The organism is Cyanobium sp. ATX-6F1 (assembly GCF_047395825.1).
In the GTDB taxonomy this organism is placed as follows: domain Bacteria; phylum Cyanobacteriota; class Cyanobacteriia; order PCC-6307; family Cyanobiaceae; genus ATX-6F1.
The window spans coordinates 714,507-732,396 of sequence record NZ_JBCEBF010000001.1 but is presented as its reverse complement, the minus strand read 5'-3'; the positions used below and the strand labels follow the sequence as shown (position 1 = coordinate 732,396).

Annotated in this window: 19 protein-coding genes, 1 tRNA gene and 4 pseudogenes; 10 read left to right on the top strand and 14 right to left on the bottom strand. The window is 70.0% G+C overall.

The genetic code is table 11. The annotated features are described in order from the left end of the window. Positions 1 to 73: 73 nt before the first annotated feature. The 10 genes and pseudogenes from AAF143_RS04565 to AAF143_RS04520 form a co-directional block, all read right to left on the bottom strand. Positions 74 to 547, bottom strand: coding sequence for a hypothetical protein (locus AAF143_RS04565; RefSeq protein ID WP_255008386.1), 474 nt, complete (start codon positions 545 to 547; stop codon positions 74 to 76). A gap of 86 nt (positions 548 to 633) precedes the next feature. Then, positions 634 to 1,506, bottom strand: coding sequence for a bile acid:sodium symporter family protein (locus AAF143_RS04560; RefSeq protein WP_255008384.1), 873 nt, complete (start codon positions 1,504 to 1,506; stop codon positions 634 to 636). Between the two features lie 24 nt (positions 1,507 to 1,530). Next, on the bottom strand, positions 1,531 to 1,920 hold the full coding sequence (locus AAF143_RS04555) for a YidH family protein (RefSeq protein ID WP_255008382.1): 390 nt from the start codon (positions 1,918 to 1,920) through the stop codon (positions 1,531 to 1,533). Next, positions 1,917 to 2,285 carry a DUF1622 domain-containing protein gene (locus AAF143_RS04550; protein ID WP_414026890.1) on the bottom strand — a complete coding sequence of 123 codons (369 nt, stop codon included), beginning with the start codon at positions 2,283 to 2,285 and terminating at the stop codon, positions 1,917 to 1,919. The genes AAF143_RS04555 and AAF143_RS04550 overlap by 4 nt, the downstream gene beginning before the upstream one ends. Before the next feature lie 30 nt (positions 2,286 to 2,315). After that, entirely contained in the window at positions 2,316 to 2,468 is a 153-nt protein-coding gene (locus AAF143_RS04545; protein ID WP_414026558.1) for a hypothetical protein, read from the bottom strand. Between the two features lie 44 nt (positions 2,469 to 2,512). Next, positions 2,513 to 2,848, bottom strand: coding sequence for a hypothetical protein (locus AAF143_RS04540; protein WP_414026557.1), 336 nt, complete (start codon positions 2,846 to 2,848; stop codon positions 2,513 to 2,515). Between the two features lie 16 nt (positions 2,849 to 2,864). Continuing rightward, a pseudogene (locus tag AAF143_RS04535) lies at positions 2,865 to 3,739 on the bottom strand (SUMF1/EgtB/PvdO family nonheme iron enzyme). A gap of 94 nt (positions 3,740 to 3,833) precedes the next feature. Beyond that, positions 3,834 to 5,342, bottom strand: coding sequence for an arylsulfatase (locus AAF143_RS04530; RefSeq protein WP_255008374.1), 1,509 nt, complete (start codon positions 5,340 to 5,342; stop codon positions 3,834 to 3,836). A gap of 190 nt (positions 5,343 to 5,532) precedes the next feature. Beyond that, a complete protein-coding gene (locus AAF143_RS04525; protein ID WP_414026556.1) occupies positions 5,533 to 5,748 on the bottom strand; it encodes a hypothetical protein in 216 nt (71 codons plus the stop codon). After that, positions 5,703 to 6,410, bottom strand: coding sequence for a haloacid dehalogenase-like hydrolase (locus tag AAF143_RS04520; protein WP_414026555.1), 708 nt, complete (start codon positions 6,408 to 6,410; stop codon positions 5,703 to 5,705). The genes AAF143_RS04525 and AAF143_RS04520 overlap by 46 nt, the downstream gene beginning before the upstream one ends. 235 nt (positions 6,411 to 6,645) lie before the next feature. Between AAF143_RS04520 and AAF143_RS04515 the strand changes: the two genes are divergently transcribed. Genes AAF143_RS04515 through AAF143_RS04505 form a run of 3 tightly spaced genes read left to right on the top strand, consistent with a single transcriptional unit; the run spans position 6,646 to position 8,152 of the window. After that, entirely contained in the window at positions 6,646 to 7,428 is a 783-nt protein-coding gene (locus AAF143_RS04515; RefSeq protein WP_414026554.1) for a hypothetical protein, read from the top strand. Next, positions 7,347 to 7,904: a mechanosensitive ion channel domain-containing protein gene (locus AAF143_RS04510; RefSeq protein WP_414026553.1), complete on the top strand. Its 558-nt coding sequence runs from the start codon at positions 7,347 to 7,349 to the stop codon at positions 7,902 to 7,904. The genes AAF143_RS04515 and AAF143_RS04510 overlap by 82 nt, the downstream gene beginning before the upstream one ends. Next, the gene (locus tag AAF143_RS04505; RefSeq protein ID WP_414026552.1) at positions 7,901 to 8,152 is read left to right on the top strand and encodes a hypothetical protein; all 252 of its coding nucleotides are present in this window, start codon (positions 7,901 to 7,903) and stop codon (positions 8,150 to 8,152) included. Before AAF143_RS04510 ends, AAF143_RS04505 begins: the two co-directional genes overlap by 4 nt. A 179-nt stretch (positions 8,153 to 8,331) precedes the next feature. Here AAF143_RS04505 and rdgB read toward each other — a convergent pair whose 3' ends face one another. Next, positions 8,332 to 8,970: an RdgB/HAM1 family non-canonical purine NTP pyrophosphatase gene (gene rdgB, locus AAF143_RS04500; protein ID WP_255008370.1), complete on the bottom strand. Its 639-nt coding sequence runs from the start codon at positions 8,968 to 8,970 to the stop codon at positions 8,332 to 8,334. After that, positions 8,967 to 10,444 (bottom strand): annotated as a pseudogene (locus AAF143_RS04495) (phosphoglucomutase/phosphomannomutase family protein). The gene rdgB and the pseudogene AAF143_RS04495 overlap by 4 nt, the downstream one beginning before the upstream one ends. Positions 10,445 to 10,515: 71 nt before the next feature. On the opposite strand from AAF143_RS04495, the pseudogene AAF143_RS04490 reads away from it, so the two are divergent. After that, positions 10,516 to 11,990: pseudogene (locus AAF143_RS04490) on the top strand (TM0106 family RecB-like putative nuclease). 21 nt (positions 11,991 to 12,011) lie between these two features. Here the strand turns inward: AAF143_RS04490 and AAF143_RS04485 are convergent. Together AAF143_RS04485 and pyrE are read right to left on the bottom strand one after the other, a co-directional pair. Further along, a complete protein-coding gene (locus AAF143_RS04485; RefSeq protein WP_255008364.1) occupies positions 12,012 to 12,989 on the bottom strand; it encodes a folate-binding protein in 978 nt (325 codons plus the stop codon). Further along, positions 12,986 to 13,516, bottom strand: coding sequence for an orotate phosphoribosyltransferase (pyrE, locus tag AAF143_RS04480; protein ID WP_414026551.1), 531 nt, complete (start codon positions 13,514 to 13,516; stop codon positions 12,986 to 12,988). Before pyrE ends, AAF143_RS04485 begins: the two co-directional genes overlap by 4 nt. Before the next feature lie 133 nt (positions 13,517 to 13,649). Between pyrE and AAF143_RS04475 the strand changes: the two genes are divergently transcribed. The 6 genes and pseudogenes from AAF143_RS04475 (at position 13,650) to AAF143_RS04450 (ending at position 17,872) form a co-directional block, all read left to right on the top strand. Continuing rightward, complete coding sequence (locus tag AAF143_RS04475) at positions 13,650 to 14,240, top strand: Occludin/ELL family protein (protein WP_255008362.1); 591 nt, start codon at positions 13,650 to 13,652, stop codon at positions 14,238 to 14,240. 10 nt (positions 14,241 to 14,250) lie between these two features. Then, a tRNA-Ile gene (locus tag AAF143_RS04470) sits at positions 14,251 to 14,323 on the top strand. 265 nt (positions 14,324 to 14,588) lie between these two features. Beyond that, positions 14,589 to 15,451, top strand: a pseudogene (locus AAF143_RS04465) (esterase-like activity of phytase family protein). A gap of 57 nt (positions 15,452 to 15,508) precedes the next feature. Next, positions 15,509 to 16,417 carry a CNNM domain-containing protein gene (locus tag AAF143_RS04460; RefSeq protein WP_414026550.1) on the top strand — a complete coding sequence of 303 codons (909 nt, stop codon included), beginning with the start codon at positions 15,509 to 15,511 and terminating at the stop codon, positions 16,415 to 16,417. After that, positions 16,380 to 16,823: a transporter associated domain-containing protein gene (locus AAF143_RS04455; RefSeq protein WP_414026549.1), complete on the top strand. Its 444-nt coding sequence runs from the start codon at positions 16,380 to 16,382 to the stop codon at positions 16,821 to 16,823. The genes AAF143_RS04460 and AAF143_RS04455 overlap by 38 nt, the downstream gene beginning before the upstream one ends. A gap of 56 nt (positions 16,824 to 16,879) precedes the next feature. Next, entirely contained in the window at positions 16,880 to 17,872 is a 993-nt protein-coding gene (locus tag AAF143_RS04450; RefSeq protein ID WP_255008355.1) for a Gfo/Idh/MocA family protein, read from the top strand. Positions 17,873 to 17,890 lie beyond the last annotated feature (18 nt).

The following is a 17,890-nucleotide window of genomic DNA, read 5'->3' as shown; positions in this document are numbered from 1 at the left end:
TCGAAGGCCAGCCCCGCCCCGGCCGGGAGGGCGATCATGCCGGCCAGCACCAGGCCGAGTCCAGAGAGGCGTTTCATTTCAGGTCCAGCTCGCAGCCTTCGTCGTAGCAGCTGGCGTTCGTGCGACCGGTGGCATCGAAGTGCACCTTGACCAGATCGCGACCGGCGATCAGGTCGGAGCGGGCCTGGCTGACGCTGTTGAGGTAGTTGGGATTCACCACGCACAGCTCACGGCCGTTGAAGCAAAGCGTGTTGGTGGAGAAGCGGGCCGAGGCGCTCTGCAGGAACTTCCACTGCTTGGTGTCCTGCTGCCAGATTTCCATCCTCAGGGGCTTGTCGGTGATGCGGATCGTTGTGATCGCCGTGCCGATGCGGTGGCGATAGAGCGTGGCGCCACCTTCATTGATCGCCTCGACGCTGCAGGCCTGGGGTGCTCCACTGGCGACGCTGCAGCGGGTATCGAGCTTGTAGAGGGTCTCGGCGCGGCCGGGGGCCGCGGCCAGGAGCACTCCTGCGGCAAGCAGCAACAGCAATGATCGATCGCGCATGGGGCGTGTGGGGCGGAGGGAGCTTCCTTTCTTGTTAATCACCCTCAGCAGCTTCGTCGTGGTTTTGTAAGGGTTTGATGCGTGGCCTAGGCGCCGACGCCGCTGCTCAGGGTTTTGCGCCAGCGCAGGTACGGCACCGACAGCAGCACTGTCATGAGCAGGTAGGACAGGATCGCGAGCTTGAGGCCTTCCATCCCACTGGCGTAGGTGCTGGCCAGCAGCAGGGCCAGGCCGGGATTGCGCATCGAGGTCACCAGGGCGGTGGTGGTGCGCTCCTCCGGGTCGCTGCCGGCGAGCAGATGGCCGATCGCCAGGGAGGCCACCACCATCACCGCCATGAACCCCAGGGCCAGGGCACTGCGGGAGAGGAAGGGAACGAGCAGGTGGCCGGTCTTGACCAGCACCGTCACGATCAGCAGCAGCAGCAGACCATTGGCCAGCTTGTCGAACAATCCCTCCCAGCGCTGGGCCCAGCCCGGTCGCCACTGCCGCATCAGCATGCCGCAGGCCAGGGGCAGGAGCTGGGCCTTGCTGATCTGCAGGGCCACCTCCCGCGGACCGATGTCCCAGCCCGAGATTCCGTAGGTCTGGGTGAAGACGTCAGCCAGCAGCGGGATCGACAGGATCGCCAGCACCGCCGCCGACACCTGCAGCTGGGACGCCAGCTGACGGCTGCCCGTGGCCTGGCCGGCCTTGCGCAGGGCGAGGGGAGCGCTGGGGCAGATCGCCATCAGGGCGATGGCGAACCGCGCCGATGGCGTGAGGGCCGCGCTGAGCGGCAGCTTCAGCAGCAGCAGCGCCAGCAGGGGCACCAGCACGCAGGTGCCCAGCAACACCCGGGCGAACAGGGCGGGACGCTCGCGCACCAGGTTCAATTTGTCGCCGGCCAGGCTCAGCCCCAGCGCGAACATGATCGCGAACAGGGTGGCGCTCACCAGCAGGGCAGCAGCTTGGGCCATGGCGGGAATGGGGAAAGGGGACAGTCAGTTCTTGATCGCGCCGATCGCCAGCATCAGCAGGGCGAACACGCCGATCACGGTCAGGGCCACGGCCGTGGCCGTGGCCAGGGAGCGCTCCTGGCTGTAAGTGAAGTCGTCGCGCAGGAGGCGCCTGAGATCGCGGTGGTGCTGGCGGGTGGCGGCTCCCATCGCCAGGATGCCGGTGATCACAAAGCCCATGGCCACCAGGCGCACGCTCCATTCGGCGTGGCCCCCACGGAGTCCACCACTGCTGTTGATGGCGCCGACGATCTTGTCGAGGCCGAAGCCGAAGCTGATCAGCGACAGGCAGGTGCGGATCCAGGCCATCAAGGTGCGCTCCGCCGCCGCCCGGTTGCGCTCCTTGGCCAGTTCGTTGGTGAGGTTGGCGGTCATGGCAGGGGCGGCAGGGCTGTTTCGGGGTGGGAGCGCTCCTCCAGGCGTTGCTGCTGCTCCATCTCCCGGGCCAGGAAGATGTTCAGGAAGGTCCGGATCGCCGCCACTACCGCCAGCCGGATCAGATTGGAATCGCTGGGGGCGGTGGTGGTGGCGACGATGTCGGCCCCCAGCTGGAACTCCAGCGCCAGCGAGAGCCAGGAGCCGAACCGCAGCCGCACCCGGGCAAAGGGGAAGTCCGCGCCCCGGCTTCGGCGCCGCTGGCTGAACGCGAGCCGCAGGGTCTGCACCAGCCCCACCAGCACGCAGACCACCGAGAGGGTTTCCAGGCTGAACTGCAGAGCCCCCACGGCCTGCGCCAACACTTGCTCCACTGCCTCCTTCCATGCCATGAATCAGGGGTCCCCCGCTGGGTTGGGCCGACAGAGGATGTAGGCCACCCAGCCCGGCAGCACCAGGGAGGCCACCAGCACGGTGAGCGAGGTGCTCAGGCGGCTGGAGAGGGTGCGGGCGGGATCGAGACCCGCCTGGAGGAACTTGAGCGTCACGAACAGGGCGAAGACGCCGGTGGTCAGGGCGCTGGCGGCCTTGATCAGATCGCTGGGCGGACGCAGGGAGGGCCGGTGCAGACTCCCCCCAGGAGGGCACCGGACACAATCCCCGCCAGGGCCAGGCTGCCCACGATCAGGGCCCGCTGGGGGGCCAGCTCCGTGAAACCTTCTGCGCTGACCAGATCGGCGGCCACGGTTCCGGCGCCCACCAGGGACCCCACCAGGGCCCCCAACAGGGCCGACCAGAGGGGAGCGCTGGTCGCTGGACGCTGGCGAAGGTCGTCAGGGCGATGGTGAGCGAGCAGGCGAAGGCCGACCCCATTGGCGAGAGCGCTTCGGTGACCTTGAAGGCCACGGTGGCGGTGGCGGCCGCGCACAGCATCGGCAGGATCTTCATGGACGCACGAGGCAGCGGAAGCCCAGGTGGCAGGTGGAGGTGTCGATGCCCTGGGCCAGGCGCGCCGCCGGCCGGTAGCGGCGGCAGTAGCTGGGGGCGCACAGAAAGGAGCCTCCCTTCATCACCTTGCGGGGAATCGCCCCGTGCTGGGAGCTGCGATCGATGCTCGCCTCCCGGGCCTCCGAGCCGGAGGCGCAGCAGCCCTCCGCCCCGGCGGACCTGGCCCCATGGTCCAGGTACCAGCTGTCCGTCCACTCCCACACATTGCCGATGGTGTCGAACAGGCCGTAGCCGTTCGCTGGAAAGGCGCCCACCGGCGAGGTGCCCGCATAGCCGTCCAGCAGGCTGTTGTGGTGCGGGAAATCTCCCTGGAACGTGTTCGCCAGCGGGCGTCCGCCGGGGTGAAGCTCCTCACCCCAGGCGAATTCGGCCCCTTCACGGCCCCCCAGGCGGCCCGTTCCCACTCCGCTTCACTCGGCAGGCTCTTGCCGATCCAAGCGGCGTAGGCCGCCGCGTCGGCATGGGCCACATGCACCACGGGATGCTGCTCCCGCCCCCGGATCGAGCTGCCGGGGCCTTCCGGGTGGCGCCAGTTCGCGCCGACCACGTACTGCCACCAGCGGTAGGGATCGCCGGTGCCGATCGGCCCGGGCGGCGGCACGAACACGATCGAAGCAGGAGCGAGCAACTCCGGCAGGGAACCGGGGTAATCGGCCGGATCGGCGGGCTGCTCGGCCAGGGTGATGTGGCCGGTGGCCTTCACGAACTTCAGGAACTGGGCGTTGGTGACCAGATGGCGATCGATCCAGAAGCCCTCCACCGCCACCCGGTGAGCCGGGGCTTCCTCCGGGTAGTGGTGGTCGGAGCCCATCACAAAGGATCCCGCTGGAATCCAGGCCATGTCCCGGGCCGGGGGGCGACCCGGCCGGGAACGGCTGACGATGGGGGCCACGCTCATCGGGAGCTCAGCTCGCGCCCCCGGCGGAGATCATCTTCTCCAGCACATCGCCCACCGTGAAGCTGGCAGCCTTCTGGCGGGGTGGATACGCCTGGAAGGAAGACAGGAATTCAGCCACGAAGGCCTGGGCCGGCACCAGCATGAAGGCATGGTCGAGCATCCAGTCCCAGTAGGTGTTGGAGGTGATGTCGGCCCGTTCGTAGGGATCGGTGAGCAGGTTAAAGATCTTCGGCAGCCGCAGGACGGTGAAGGGCTCGGCCCACACCTGAAGCGTGCCGGTCACGCGCTGCTCGGCGAACACGAACTTCCAGTTGTCGTAGCGCAGGCCGGTGAGGTCGCCGTCGTCGGAGAAGTAGAAGAACTCCACCCGCGGGCTCTTGCCTGCCTTGCCCGTCCAGTAATCGAGCATGTTGTAGCCATCGAGGTGGATGTGGAAGTTCTTGCTTCCCACCTGATGGCCATCGAGGAGTTTCTGCTTGATCTCGGGCTCGCCGGCGGCGGCCAGCAGCGTGGGCAGCCAGTCGAGGTGGCTGACGACGCCCGTGAACAGGGTGCCGGGTTCGATCTGGCCCGGCCAGCGCACCAGCGCGGGCACCCGATAGGCCCCCTCCCAGTTGGAGTTCTTCTCGTTACGGAAAGGCGTCATGCCGGCATCGGGCCAGCTGTTCATGTGCGGGCCGTTGTCGGTGCTGTACATCACGATCGTGTCATCGGCGATGCCCAGCTCATCGACCAGATCCAGCATCTGGCCAATGCAGTTGTCGTGATAGATCATCACGTCGTGGTATTCCGACTGCCAACGCCCTGACTGGCCCACATCCTGGGGCCGAGCGTGGGTGCGGAAGTGCATGTGGGTGGTGTTGAACCACACGAAGAAGGGCTCGCCCGAGGCCACCGCATCGCGGATGAAGCGCTTGGCTTCGACGATGAACTCGTCGTCGGCGGTTTCCATCCGCTTCTTGGTGAGTGGGCCGGTGTTCTCGATCCGCTGGGTGCCGTCACCGTTGGCCCAGCAGTGCAACACGCCGCGCGGGGCGAAGCGCTTGCGGAAGTTCGGGAACTCAGGATCGTCTTCTTTGGGGTAGTCGCGCAGTTCGGGTTCTTCCTCGGCATTGAGGTGGTACAGATTGCCGAAGAACTCATCGAAGCCGTGCATCGTGGGCAGATGCTCGTCGCGGTCGCCGAAGTGGTTCTTGCCGAACTGCCCCGTGCGGTAGCCCAGCGGCTTCAGCAGCTCGGCGATGGTGGGATCCTCGGCCTGGAAACCCACCGGGGCGCCGGGCAGGCCCACCTTGCTGAGGCCGGTGCGGAACACGCTCTGACCGGTGATGAAGGCGGCGCGGCCGGCGGTGCAGCTCTGCTCGGCGTAGTAATGGATGAAGCGGCCGCCCTCCTTGGCGACGCGGTCGATGTTGGGGGTCTGATAGCCCATCAGGCCATCGCTGTAGCAGCTGAGGTTGCTCTGGCCGATGTCATCGCCCCAGAGGATGAGGATGTTGGGCTGTCCGTTGGGCATGGGATCAGGTGTGTGGAGGGCTGAGCCTGGGGCTGATGGCGGCAAGCGCAGTCTGAAGCCGCTGCGGACCAAGGGGAGCGGGTCAGGGGGTGTGCGCCGTTGGACTCTGCCAGTGATCGGTTAAGGAGCGGTCAACAATTCATGATTTTTTCAGGCAACCGCCTGCGCGCCTTCTTGCCCAGCGCCACCCTCACGGGGAGCAGGGGCTCGCGCTGAGCCGGTACACCCGCTCCCAGTCGTTGCGCATGCTCACCACCGTCCAGCCCCGCTGCGGGGCCGCGGCCAGGGCCCGATCCAGTCGGCCGAAGGGGGAGTTCCGGTCGTAGGCGAACTCCCGTTCGGCGTCGTCGTGGTGAAGGATCAGGCCCAGGCGGGCGCCCGGGCCGGCGGTGGTCCACTCGAGCATCTCGAAATCACCGTCGGAGTTGCCGAAGGCGGCGATCGGCCGCCGGCCCAGGGCGGTGTGGATGCCCACCGGCTTGCCGGCCCCGTCATCGATGAAGGCCACCTCGGGGTGCCGCAGCAGCACCGGCACGCTCCCTCGACGGCATAGGTGGTGCGCACGGTGGAGCCGATCACCTGCTCCGGTGGCACGCCGTAGAGCTCCTCGGTGACCACCCGCAGGAAATCGCTGCCGCCGCCGGACACGATCACGGTGAGGAACCCCCGCGAGCGCAGCAGCTCCAACAGTTCACCCATCGGCGCGAAGGTGAGGCTGCTGTAGGGCCGGTGAAGGCCAGGATGGCAGGCGCTGCGGAACCAGTCGCGCACGATCCGGGCGAAGGTCTCCGTGCTCATCCCGCCATGGGTGAGGGCCACCAGCTCCAGCAACCCCTGGGTGCCCTGGGCCATCACCGCCTTGACATCGCCGGCCGCCGCCGCGGCGACCACGGGGTTGGCCGCCAGCTCCGGCCGCTGGGCCACAAGCGTTCGGGCCCGATCGAGGGCGAAGGCGAGCTGCACATACATCGGCTGCTCGCCCCAGAGGGTGCCGTCGTTGTCGAACACCGCCAGGCGCTCCGCCGCTGGCACGTAGTCGCGGCTGCCTTGGGTGCTGACGGCGGCCACGAAGGCCAGCAGCCGGCGTTTGACCGGGCCCTCCCGCCAGGAGGGCAGGGGGTCGCCCCCCGCGGGGAGGGGGCGGCGGAGACGGGCGGGCCCATGGTGAGCAGGAGCAGGACGGCCATGAACAACGCCCTGATCCCCAGGTTGCCGCGCATGGGAAGAGAAACGATGCCCAAGGGCAGACGAGCCTGGGGGGCCTCGAGAAGATAGGTTCCGTGCAACCCTTCGTCGCGCCCGCGTGAGCCACTCCCGTCGCTTTGGTTGGGGGCGAAGACTGCGCCAGCTCCTGGCTGCGCTGCTGGCTGCGGCCCTGGCGGTGGCGGTGGTGGCGGCGCTGCCGACAGCTCTGGGAGGGGCCGCCCCCGGGAATCCGGCGGCGGCGGTGGGGCCGCCGGCGGGCTTTGTCGAGCTCGAGGGGCGGCGGGTGCTGGAGATCCGTGCTGCGGTCGGGGTCCAGACCCCGGTGGAAATGGCCCGTCGGGGCAACCGCCGGCTGGCGGCCCTGGCCGCCGACTACAGCGTCGATCCGGCGCAGCTCGTGATCCGCGAGGATCCCCCGTACACCAGCATCGGCCTGCTGCGAAACGGGGAGTTCGATCCCCAGATCGCGGTCGACGATCGCAACGCGGCCCGTTTCGGCCTCAGCCGCCAGCAGCTTGCCGAGCGTTATCTGGGGCAGATTCGGGGGCGATCGAGCGCTACCGCCGCACCCACCGCCGCCAGGACTGGATCCGGGGCACGGCCCTGGCCCTGCTGGCCCTGGGGCTTTACATCCTCTGGCTGCGGGGTCAGATCGCTCTCAACCGGAGGCTCAAGCGCTGGATCGCTGATCCGGCGAACCGTCGCCTTCAGGGGCTTCACGTGGGCGGCAATCAATGGCTCACCGCCGACCAGCTCCGCGGCCTGCTCGACCCCCTGCGCCGGATCGTCCATGGCGCCGTGCTGCTGCTGGTCAGTTACCTCTCGATCCCCCTGTTCCTGGGGCTCTTCCCGCCCACCCAGGCCCTCTCCCAGACCCTGACCGGCCAGATCAGGGCCCTGGTGGTGGGCGGTTTCGCTTCGTTGGTTCGGGCCATTCCCGACCTGATCTCCGTGGCGGTGATCCTGGGGCTCAGTGTGCTGTTGATGCGCGCCAGCAACGCCTGGTTCAAGGCGGTGGAGCTGGGGAACCTGCGCCTGCGCTGGTTCTATCCCGAGTGGGCGCGGCCCACGGCCCGGCTGGTGGGGATCGGCATCCTGTTGTTGGGGGCGGTGCTGGCCTACCCCTACATCCCTGGTGCCAACAGCAAGGCCTTCCAGGGGGCGGGCTTGTTCGTGGGGGTGCTGGCGGCCCTGGGCTCCAGCGCCGTGGCCGCCAACCTGATCGGCGGGCTGATGCTCACCTACACCCGCGCCTACCAGGAGGGGGACCGGGTCAGCATCAACGGTACCGTCGGCATCGTTCACGACAGCGCCCTGCTGGTGACCCGCCTGCGCACCCCCGTAACGAAGTGGTGAGCATCCCCAACGCCACCGTGCTCGGTGCCTCGATCGTCAACTACAGCCTGGCCCGGCGGGAGATCGATGAGCCTGTGGTGATCGCCACCACGGTCACCATCGGCTACGACGTGCCCTGGCGCCAGGTGCACCAGTTGATGCTCGCCGCCGCCGCCGCCACCGCCGGCATCAGCCAGGAGGTTCCCCCTTTGTGCTGCAGACCTCCCTTAACGACTTCCACATCAGCTACGAGCTCAACGCCTACGTAGCCGATGTGGAGACCTACCGCCGCAGCCTCTCCGATCTGCTCGGCGCGATCCAGGACCAGTTTGCGGCCGCTGGCGTGGAAATCCTCTCCCCGGCTACCACGCCATGCGCAACGGCAACGGCAGCACCGTGCCCCCTGGCCTGCCCAGCCCTTCGGCGAGGCGCCCCCCGGCTGAGCGGTTCAGCCCAGCGGCGATCCGTCCAGGAGGGGCCGCAGCCGGGGCAGGAGCGCTTCGAGGGCCCGGCCGCGGTGGCCCAGGCGCCGTTTGAGCTCCGGGTCCATCTCGGCGAAGGTCTGGGCCGCCTCGGGAACCCAGAAGATCGGGTCGTAGCCGAAGCCGCCCACGCCTCTGGGCGCCTCGAGGATCTCCCCCGGACAGATCCCCTCCACCTCCAGCACCGTCTGGCCGCTGGGGTCCGCCAGCGCCAGGGCGGCCGTGAACTGGGCCCTGCGGTCGGCAGGAGTTTCGGGGCTGCCGGCGGCGTCCAGCTCCCGCAGCAGACGTGCGATGCGCTCGGAGTCGCTGGCGGCGTAGCGGGCCGAGTGGAGGCCGGGTGCGCCGCCGAGGGCCCCCACGCTGAGGCCGGAGTCGTCGGCCAGGGCCCAGTGGCCCGTGGCCCGGGCCACCGCTTCGGCCTTGAGCCGGGCATTGGCGGCGAAGCTGTCGCCGGTTTCCTCCACCTCCAGGCCCGCCGGCTGGGGCAGCAGTTCCAGGTTGAGGCCGGAGAGCAGGGCCGTGAACTCCCGCAGCTTGCCGGCGTTGCCGCTGGCGATCACCAGCACCCTGGGGCCGCCCTCGAACCCGTGGACGGCGCTCACGCCTGCTCCGCCAGGGCGCGCGCCCAGGCCAGCACCTGGGCCACCCGCTCCTCGCTGGGCGCTTCGCAGTAGAGCCGCAGCAGCGGTTCGGTGCCGGAGAAGCGCAGCATCAGCCAGTGGCTCGGCCCGAGCCGCAACTTGACGCCATCGGTGCGGATCACCTCGCGCACGGGGGCGCCGGCCACCTCAGCGGGGGCGCTTCCGCCAGCTGCCGCTCCAGCCGCGCTCGGCTGGCCATGTCCTTGAGGCGCAGGTCGAGGCGGTCGTAGGCGCTGGCGCCTCCGCAACGTTGTTGGAGGGCATTGAGGCGGGCCCCCAGGGGCAGGCCGCCCTCCACCAGGGCCTCCAGCAGCAGCAGGGCCACGAGCAGGGCATCGCGCTCGGGCAGATGGAGGCCGAAGCCCACCCCACCGGACTCCTCGCCGCCGATCAGCACCTCGCCGGCGAGCATTTCGCTGGCGATGTACTTGAAGCCCACGGGCTTCTCGATCACCTCGCGACCCAGGTCTTCGGCCACGGCCGCCATCAGATCCGAGCCGCTCACGGTCTTGATCACCTTTCCCGGAAGGCCCCTGGCCCCGGCCAGGTGGTCGATCAGCAGCGGCATCAGCAGTTGGGTGCTGCAGTAGCGGCCGTGTTCGTCGATGGCGGCGATGCGGTCGCCATCGCCATCGAAGACGATCCCCACTGCCGGTTGGCCGGCGGCGGTGCTGGCGTTCACCCGGGCGATCAGCTCGTTGAGGTAGGGGGCCAGGGGTTCGGGGGGTGGCCGCCGAACAGGGGATCCCGCGCTGAGCGGATCTCGCTGATCCCCTCGCCCAGCAGGGCTCCGAGGCCGCCGGCGGCTGAGCCGTGCATCGGATCGACGATCACCTTCAGGCCCAATTCAGCCAGGCCTGAGGCCAGGGCGGCGGTGTCCACCTGGCGGCGCAGGCCATCGAGGTAGCCGCCCCAACCATCGATCAGGGGGTGTCGCCCTCGATCGGCACCGTGATCCCCCCGCCGCCAGACGCCGCTCCACCCGGGCGGTGAAGTCGCCCTCCACCGAGCCGCCGAAGTGGCCCTTGATCTTCAGCCCGAGCCATTCGGGCGGGTTGTGGCTGGCGGTGATCACGAGCGCCCCGAGGGCGGCGCGTTCCACCACCGCCCAGCTGCAGGCGGGGGTGGGCACCGGGGTGTCGGTGAGCACGGGTTCCAGATCGGCGCCGCGCACGGCCGCGGCGATGGCGGCGGCGAACTCCGGCGCCATGAAGCGACGGTCGTAGCCGATCACCACCTCGCGGCTGCGCAGACCTTCGGGGGCGGAATGCTCCAGCTCCCGGGCGGCGGCGGCGGCCACGCTCAGCAGGCGTTCGATGGTGATGTCCACCCCGAGGATGCCCCGCCAGCCATCGGTGCCGAAGGCGATCGGGCTGGGAACCAGGGGCAGGGGGCAGAGGCCATCGGTGCGGACGCGCTGGCCTAGCCGTAGCAGCCGGAGGCGGCACTTGGGGGCGTCGTCGTGCCGGCCTGGTGGCAGGCCACCGGCCGCCGTAGCGTGCCCCGATGGGGCCAACTACGCCGAACGATCGGTTACCGATCACCGATCGTCTGTTGCGTAGTTGGTTGCGTTGCCGTCGCCGCGCCTGGCTTGACCTGCACGGGGAGGCCTCCGAGCGGCTCTGGACGGCCCACCGCAGCCTGCAACTGGAGGATCAGTACCGCAGCTTTGCGGCCCTGGTGCCCAGGCGCCCCCGCCATGGCCCAGGGGCCTGCGCGGAGGGGGCCGAGGCGGTGGTGGGCCTGCGCCTGCGCGGCCCCGGACCCGGGGGTCTGGAGCTGGAGGCCCATCCGCCCCTGCTGCAGCGGGTGGAGGGGCACAGCCGCTGGGGGGGCTGGGCCTACCGGCCCGTGCTCGCCCGCCAGGGCCGCCGCCTCACCCGCGAGCATCGGCTCGCGATGAGTTTCTCGGGCCGGCTTCTGGCCCGCACCCAGCAGGGTCCCGTGGACCACGCTCTGGTGGTCGCGGTTTCCGGTGGCGCGCTGGAGCAGGAACGGCTGGCCCTGACCCCAGCCCTGGAGCGCCAGCTGGACGGGCAGCTGCTGCGCATGGGCGAGGAGCTCGGCGCCGGGCCCATGCCGCCGCTGACCACCGACCGCAAGAAATGCACCCTCTGCAGTTGGCGGGGCTTCTGCGGGCGCGAGGCGGCGGCGGAGGGGCACCTCAGCGAGGTGAGCGGCATCGGCGCCAAGCGCCGGGAGCTGCTGATCGAGCTGGGGCTGCCGAGGCTCGCCGACCTGGCGGCGGCCGATCCCGAGCAGCTGGCGGACGCCCTTGAGGTGCACGGGGAACAGCACCGGGAGGTGGCGGCCCAGCTGGTCGCCCAGGCCCGGGTGCAGCGCTCGGGGTGCCGCAGCGCCTGGGGGCCGGTCCCGCCCTGCCGGAGCTGGAGTCGGCGCCGGGGGTGCTGATCTACGACATCGAATCGGATCCCGATGCCCGCGATGATTTTCTGCACGGCTTTCTGCGCCTGGAGCGGGGATCGGATGGCTGGGGTGATGCCGACGCCGCCCCCTACCACCCGCTGATGGCGCTCTACGAACACGGCGAGGCGCGCCTCTGGCTGCGCCTCCAGCGCCTGCTGGCGCGCTACCCCGGCTGGCCGGTGCTCCATTACGGCGAGACCGAATCGCTGGCCCTGGTGCGCCTGGCCCAGCGCCAGGGCGCCACGGACGCCGAGCTGGAGGCCCTGCGGGCCCGCTGCCTGGATCTGCACCAGCGGCTGAAGCGCCATTGGCTGCTGCCGGTGAACAGCTATGGGCTCAAGGCGGTGGCCGGCTGGCTTGGGTTCCAGTGGAGTCAGAAGGGGGTGGATGGGGCCCGCTGCCTGCTCTGGTGGCGGCAATGGCGCTCGGGAACGGCCAGCGCCCCCCGGGGCAGCCATCACCTGCTGCGCCGGATCTTCCGCTACAACCACGACGACGGCCTGGCCACCTGGCGTGTGGCCCAGTGGTTGCTGGAGCAGGACAGCAGGAGCTGACGGTGCTGCGCCGGGCGCTGCTCAGAGCTTCGGCCGGCCGGCCCCCAGCGGCGGAGCCACGAAGGCCTCGGGCAACGAGAGCTCCAGGGCCCAGCCCGTGCCCGCCGCTCCACCCGCCCAGAGCACCGGTTCGGCCAGGGCCTGACGGCGCACCAGAGCCAGGCCGACCACCTGGCGCGTTCCGGCTGAGCTGGCCGTGAGCTCCAGGCAGGAGCTGACCTTGCCGGCCCGCTCCCCCGCCGCCGTGACCAGGACGCTGCCCGCTGCCAGGGCGGCTCTCGGGGCTCCCGGGGCAGAGACGAAGCGACGGAGCTGTTGCTTGACGCCGTCGTAGGTGCTCAGTTTGGCCAGGGTCTCCTGGCCCACGTAGCAACCCTTGCTGAGGCTGACCCGATCGGCCAGCCCCAGCTCGAAGGGGTTGGTGTCGTCATTCAGTTCACCGGGGGCGGCGGGGAAGCCCTGGCGCAGCCGCCACAGCTCCTGTTCAACGGGGTCGAGCTCTGAGAGGGCCCCCCAGGGGGCCGGCAGCGCGGGGCCGTCTCTCCAGAGCAACCGCTTCCCCAGCAGCCAGCCCTGCGGACCCTCATCGCCCAGTGGTTCCCAGTGGCCCGGGGCCGCGGCGGGCAGGGGATCGGCCGGCGCTGGCCCCAGGGGAGTGATCAGCGTGGCCGTTTCCACCGCCCCCAGCGTCACCTGGTCAGCGGGGAACAGCACCCGATCGAGGGCCTGGTGCACCAGGGCCCCCTCCCCGGCCGTCACCACCAACCATGCCCCGCCCCTGTCCACCAGCACCTCCGCCAGGCCCCGCAGGCGGGCGGTGGGACCGATGATGCAGGTGGCCAGCAGCTGGCCGGCCCGGGCCCCCTCGATCGCCTGGCTCGTCTGGCCGTGCAGCACCCGCAGGCTATCTGGGCCCTCCAGGCGTATCAGGCTGACGGACTCCACCAGGCGGCTGGGCCGGGCGGGCTGCCAGGCCCAGGGGGAGGTGGTGGCGCTCACGGTTGTTGGGCGGCCGTGGCGGCCACCTCCTCGAGCAGAAAAAGGCTCACCAGTTCCAGCCCTTCGGCGGCCATGGCCGCCTCGCCGCCCTCCTGGCGATCGACGATCGTCACCACCCGCTCCACCCGGTAGCCGGCATCTCGAAGCTGACGAACCGCCTTGAGGGAGGAGCCGCCGCTGGTGACCACATCTTCGAGCACCGTGAGGCGGCTGCCGGCTTCGGGCAAGGGCCCCTCCAGCCAGGCGCCGGTGCCGTGGCCCTTGGCCTCCTTGCGCACGATCAGGGCATCCAGCGCTCGGCCCGAGAGGGCAGCGGCCTGGGCGACGCCGCTCACCAGGGGGTCGGCCCCGAGGGTCAGCCCCGCCACCGCCACCGCCTCCGGCTCCACCCGCTCCAGCAGTTCGGCGGAGAGCAGGGCGAGGCCAAAACCACTGAGGCTCACCGGTTTGCAGTTCACGTAGTGGTGGCTGCTGCGGCCGGAGGCGAGGGTGAACTGGCCGTGGCGATAGGCCCGGCGGGCCAGCAACGCCAGCAGGGCGGCGCGTCGTTCGGGGGGTGGTGGGCAGGGTTCGGGCGGTCGAAGAAGCCATGGGCGGTAACAGGACCTGGCACAGCGCGGCCAAGTTGTCTAGTTTGCGCCTAGATCCAGGAGTGTCTCCATGGCCCGCGCGCCCCGTCATCCCCGCCTGAGCCCCACTGGCGGTCTCTTTTGGAGCGCCCTGCTGGGCCTCGGTCCTGCGCTGGTGGCCGCGGCGCTGCTGAGCCCGCCTGCGGCCCAGGCCGGCCCAGTGATCTGCAACACCACGATCGAAGCGCCGCTGCCGGGGCGCGGGGTCAGCGGAGCCTTCCCCGCCTCCACCGTCGAGGTCACCCGCTGCGGCGTGGTGCAGACCACCTCTGAGCTGGTGGAGCGCCGCTTCTACAGCTACACCGCACCCTTCGCCCGGGGCGTGAGCCTGACCGGCCAGATCACCGATGTGCTCGGAATCTCTGCCCCTGGCCGGGATGGCGGCAAGATCGTTGCCTTCGGTTTCCCCGATCAGACGATCGTCTGGGATGGCTCGGCGCTCGACAACACCTACCAGGCCTTGCTGGAGGAGCAGAGCAGCCCGATCCCCTGGCGCACCGCCGACGTGGGTAACGGCTTCTGCTCCGGTCTGTCTCAGGCGGGCTGCGGGATGTCGGTGCAGTCCTTCCCCGTCCCGCGTCAGCCGCTCACCACCTACACGCCCGTTCGCGGTCTCTGGTGAGACCGCAGCGGGGGGTCTAGCAATCTGGTGAATGCAGCGAACTCATAATTCGCCTAAGCCGGGTTCGATCCCCGGGACCCCCATCCCCTCGGCTCGAATGGGCGTACTCGGCATGCGTTCCCCCGTCGGGGCCCATCCGTGATCGAGCTGCCGCTGCCCTGCCCTCTGGAGGCGGGCTGGCATCTGCAGGCCCAGCTCGACCTCCCCGGCAAGCGGCCGATGGCCGTCCCCTGGGGGCTTCTCGGCCGTCAGCTTTGATCAGCTCACCGGCCTGTTGTGGCTGCTCAGTGACGCGCCCCGGGGGCAGCTGGTGGCGCTTGATCCGGGGGGCTTCGCCAAGCACCTGTCCTGGCGAGCGATCCCCTGGCCCTCTCGGGCAGCCCCTACGCGCCCTTACCTGCTCGGATCGATGGGGAGGGTCTGGCGCGTGCCCCCGGAGAACTCTGGATCTCCAGTGAGGGCCGCCGCAGCGCCGAACGGCCGGCTCAATTGCTGCGTTTCGATTCCGCCACGGGCCTGCTGCAGCGGGCGGTGGAGCTGCCGGAGCCCTGGCAGAGCCGGCCGGGGCAGGGGCTGGAATCCAACCGCGGCCCGGAGGCCCTCACCTGGCTGCCCGGTGCGAGCGGCACCGCCACCGGCGATCTGCTGCTGGCCGCCGAAGCCCACCTGCGCCAGGACCCCCTGACCGGGTGCGGTTGCTGCGCTTCTCGCCCTCGCTCCAGGGCCCCGGGGCGTTCATCGCCCTGCCCCCGCTGGCGAGGCCAAAGCAGCCCGGTGTCTGGGGCCTCACCGAACTGCTCGCCCTGCCCCGCCAGCGGCAGCTGCTGGGGCTCTGGCGCAGCTACCTGCCCCCGGATGGTTGGGGAGCCCTGCTGGCCCTCTATCCCCTTCCCGAACCATCAACGGCAGCGGGAGTTGATCCAGCCGCGGACGCCCCAGCCCTTGAGCCCCTGATCAGTTGGGACCTGATCGCCACCGGCCTGGCTCCGGAAAACTGGGAGGCCCTGGCGGTGGGGCCCGCCGGGGCGGTTCGCCCTGGGGAGCCGATCGCGGCGGCCCGGGGGAGGGTCCGCCCCTGCTTCTGGTCACCGATGACAACTTCAACCCCGCCCAGCGCTCCCTGCTGGGGGTGCTGCGGCCGCGGCGCACGGCGGCCTGCCCCGGCTGAGCGGCGACCAGCGCCCCGGGCAAGGTTCCTTCTGGGTCCCTAGGGTCGCGTCGACCGGATTCGCCTGAATCGCCCGTTCATCGGGCTCCTGCTGTTGCCCATGCGCTACCTCGCCCTGGCCGGTCTTCTGGTGCTGCTGGCCTTCTTCGCCGCCGGGGAATTCGCCCTGATCCGTCTGCGGCCCAGCAGGGTGAAGCTGTTGCAGGCCGACGGCCGCCCCGGGGCGGAGGCGGTGGCACGGCTGCAGAAGCGCTTGCGCCGGGCCCTGGTGGCCACCCAGCTGGGCGCGGCCCTTGCCCTGGTGGCCCTGGGTTGGGCCGGCCGCGGTGTGGCGGTGCGGCTGGATCCCACCGTCACCCGGCCCTGGATCGATCTGCTGGTGTTCGTGGTGCTGGTGGTGCTGGCGACCCTGGTGGGGGCTGTTGCCCAAGGCCTGGGTGCTGCACCGGCCGGAATCCTCGGCCCTGCTCCTGGCCCCCTGCTGGAATCCACCACCCGCACCCTGGCACCGCTGCTGAGCGTGCTGGAGCGCCTCGGCGACGGGCTGCTGCACCTGCTGGGGCTACCGCGCAACTGGGACCAGCTGGTGCCGGTGCTCTCAGCGGGCGAGCTGGAGACGCTGATCGAATCGAACAGCGTCACCGGCTTGATGCCGGATGAGCGCAACATCCTCGAAGGACTTTTCTCCCTGCGGGACACCCCGGTGCGTGAAGTGATGGTGCCCCGCTCCGGCATGGTCACCCTGCCGATCGGGGTGCGCTTTGCCCAGATGATGGAGGTAGTCCATGCCACCCACCACGCCCGCTTTCCGGTGATCGGCCAGTCCCTCGACGATGTGCGTGGCCTGCTGGATCTGCGCCGCCTGGCGGAACCGATGGCCCGGGGCGAACTCCAGGGCGACACCCCCTGGCCCCCTACGTCACACCGGTGCTGCGGGTGCAGGAGATCACCCCCTGGCGGAGCTGCTGCCGGTGATCCGCGGCGGCCAGCCCCTGCTGGTGGTGGTTGATGAGCATGGCGGCACGGAGGGTCTTGTGACCGTGGCCGACCTCACCAGCGAGATCGTGGGGGAGGAGGAAGACCCACAAGCGGACCAGAACGATCTGCAGCAACTCCAGGACGACACCTGGCTGGTGGCGGGTGACCTGGAGATCTTCGAACTCAACCGTCAGCTGGGGCTGCACCTGCCCGAGGCCGATGGCCACCACACCCTGGCGGGCTTCCTGCTCGAGTGCCTGCAGCACATTCCCGCCGCCGGCGAAAGCCTGCGCTGGCAGGGCCACGGTTTTGAGATCATGGCCATGGATGGCCCCCGCATCGACCGGGTGCAGATCGTCCGGCGCCCCAGCAACGACGGCCCCGATGAGCGCCCTCAGGACCGCTCCAGTGAACGATCGGTACGGGAGGGAAGCTGATCGTTGATAATTCCCCCAATGGGTGTCCGGTGGACAGTGACGCAATGACCGATGCCATGACCCCGGTGAAAGTGGGCGTCATCGGTATCGGCAACATGGGCTGGCACCATGCCCGGGTGCTCAGCCTGCTGCGCGACGCCGAGCTGGTGGCGGTGGCCGACCCCGACGCCGAACGGGGTCAGCTGGCGGTGGAGCAGTTCGATTGCCGCTGGGTGGCCGATTACCATGAGCTGCTCGGCCAGGTGGAGGCGGTCTGCATCGCCGTGCCGACCCTCCTGCACCACGGGGTGGGCATGGCTTGCCTCAAGGCTGGAGTGCATGTGCTGATCGAAAAGCCGATCGCCGCCAGCCAGGAGGAGGCCGCCGAGTTGATCCAAGCCGCCGAATCCGCTGGCCGGCTGCTGCAGGTGGGCCACATCGAGCGCTTCAACCCCGCCTTCCGCGAGTTGCTCAAGGTGGTGGCCAATGAGGATGTGGTGGTGCTGGAGGCCCGCCGCCACAGCCCCAACCCCGACCGGGCGAACGATGTGTCGGTGGTGCTCGACCTGATGATCCACGACATCGATCTGGTGTTGGAGCTGGCCGGGGCCCCTGTGGTGCGCCTGGCGGCCGCCGGCGGCTGCAGCGCCGAGGGGCCGATCGATTACGTCAACGCCACCCTGGGTTTCGCCAACGGAGTGGTGGCGAGCCTCACCGCCAGCAAGATGGCCCACCGCAAGATCCGCAGCCTCAGCGCGCACTGCCGCGACAGCCTGGTGGAAACGGATTTCCTCAACCGCAGCCTGCGCATCCACCGCCGGGCCCGCCAGTCGATCTCCGCCGACCACGGCGAGCTCCTCTACCGCAATGATGGCTTCATCGAAGAGGTGATCACCACCTCGATCGAGCCCCTCTACGCCGAACTCGAGCACTTCCTCCAGTGCGTCCGTGGCCGCGAAACCCCGGCGGTGGACGGGCTGCAGGCCTCGAGAGCCCTGCAGCTGGCCGACCTGATCGAGCAGGCGGTGGAGCACCCCGCCCAGTGCATGGCCCTGAAGCACCCGATCTGAGGCCGCCGGGCTGGGGGC

Excerpts from the sequence above, each read along its gene's own strand:
- AAF143_RS04565 (WP_255008386.1), bottom strand. The coding sequence starts at position 547 with ATGCGCGATCGATCATTGCTGTTGCTGCTTGCCGCAGGAGTGCTCCTG.
- AAF143_RS04560 (WP_255008384.1), bottom strand. The coding sequence starts at position 1,506 with ATGGCCCAAGCTGCTGCCCTGCTGGTGAGCGCCACCCTGTTCGCGATC.
- AAF143_RS04555 (WP_255008382.1), bottom strand. The coding sequence starts at position 1,920 with ATGACCGCCAACCTCACCAACGAACTGGCCAAGGAGCGCAACCGGGCG.
- AAF143_RS04530 (WP_255008374.1), bottom strand. The coding sequence starts at position 5,342 with ATGCCCAACGGACAGCCCAACATCCTCATCCTCTGGGGCGATGACATC.
- AAF143_RS04525 (WP_414026556.1), bottom strand. The coding sequence starts at position 5,748 with ATGCTCGAGTGGACCACCGCCGGCCCGGGCGCCCGCCTGGGCCTGATC.
- AAF143_RS04475 (WP_255008362.1), top strand. The coding sequence starts at position 13,650 with ATGGCCCGCGCGCCCCGTCATCCCCGCCTGAGCCCCACTGGCGGTCTC.
- AAF143_RS04460 (WP_414026550.1), top strand. The coding sequence starts at position 15,509 with ATGCGCTACCTCGCCCTGGCCGGTCTTCTGGTGCTGCTGGCCTTCTTC.
- AAF143_RS04450 (WP_255008355.1), top strand. The coding sequence starts at position 16,880 with ATGACCCCGGTGAAAGTGGGCGTCATCGGTATCGGCAACATGGGCTGG.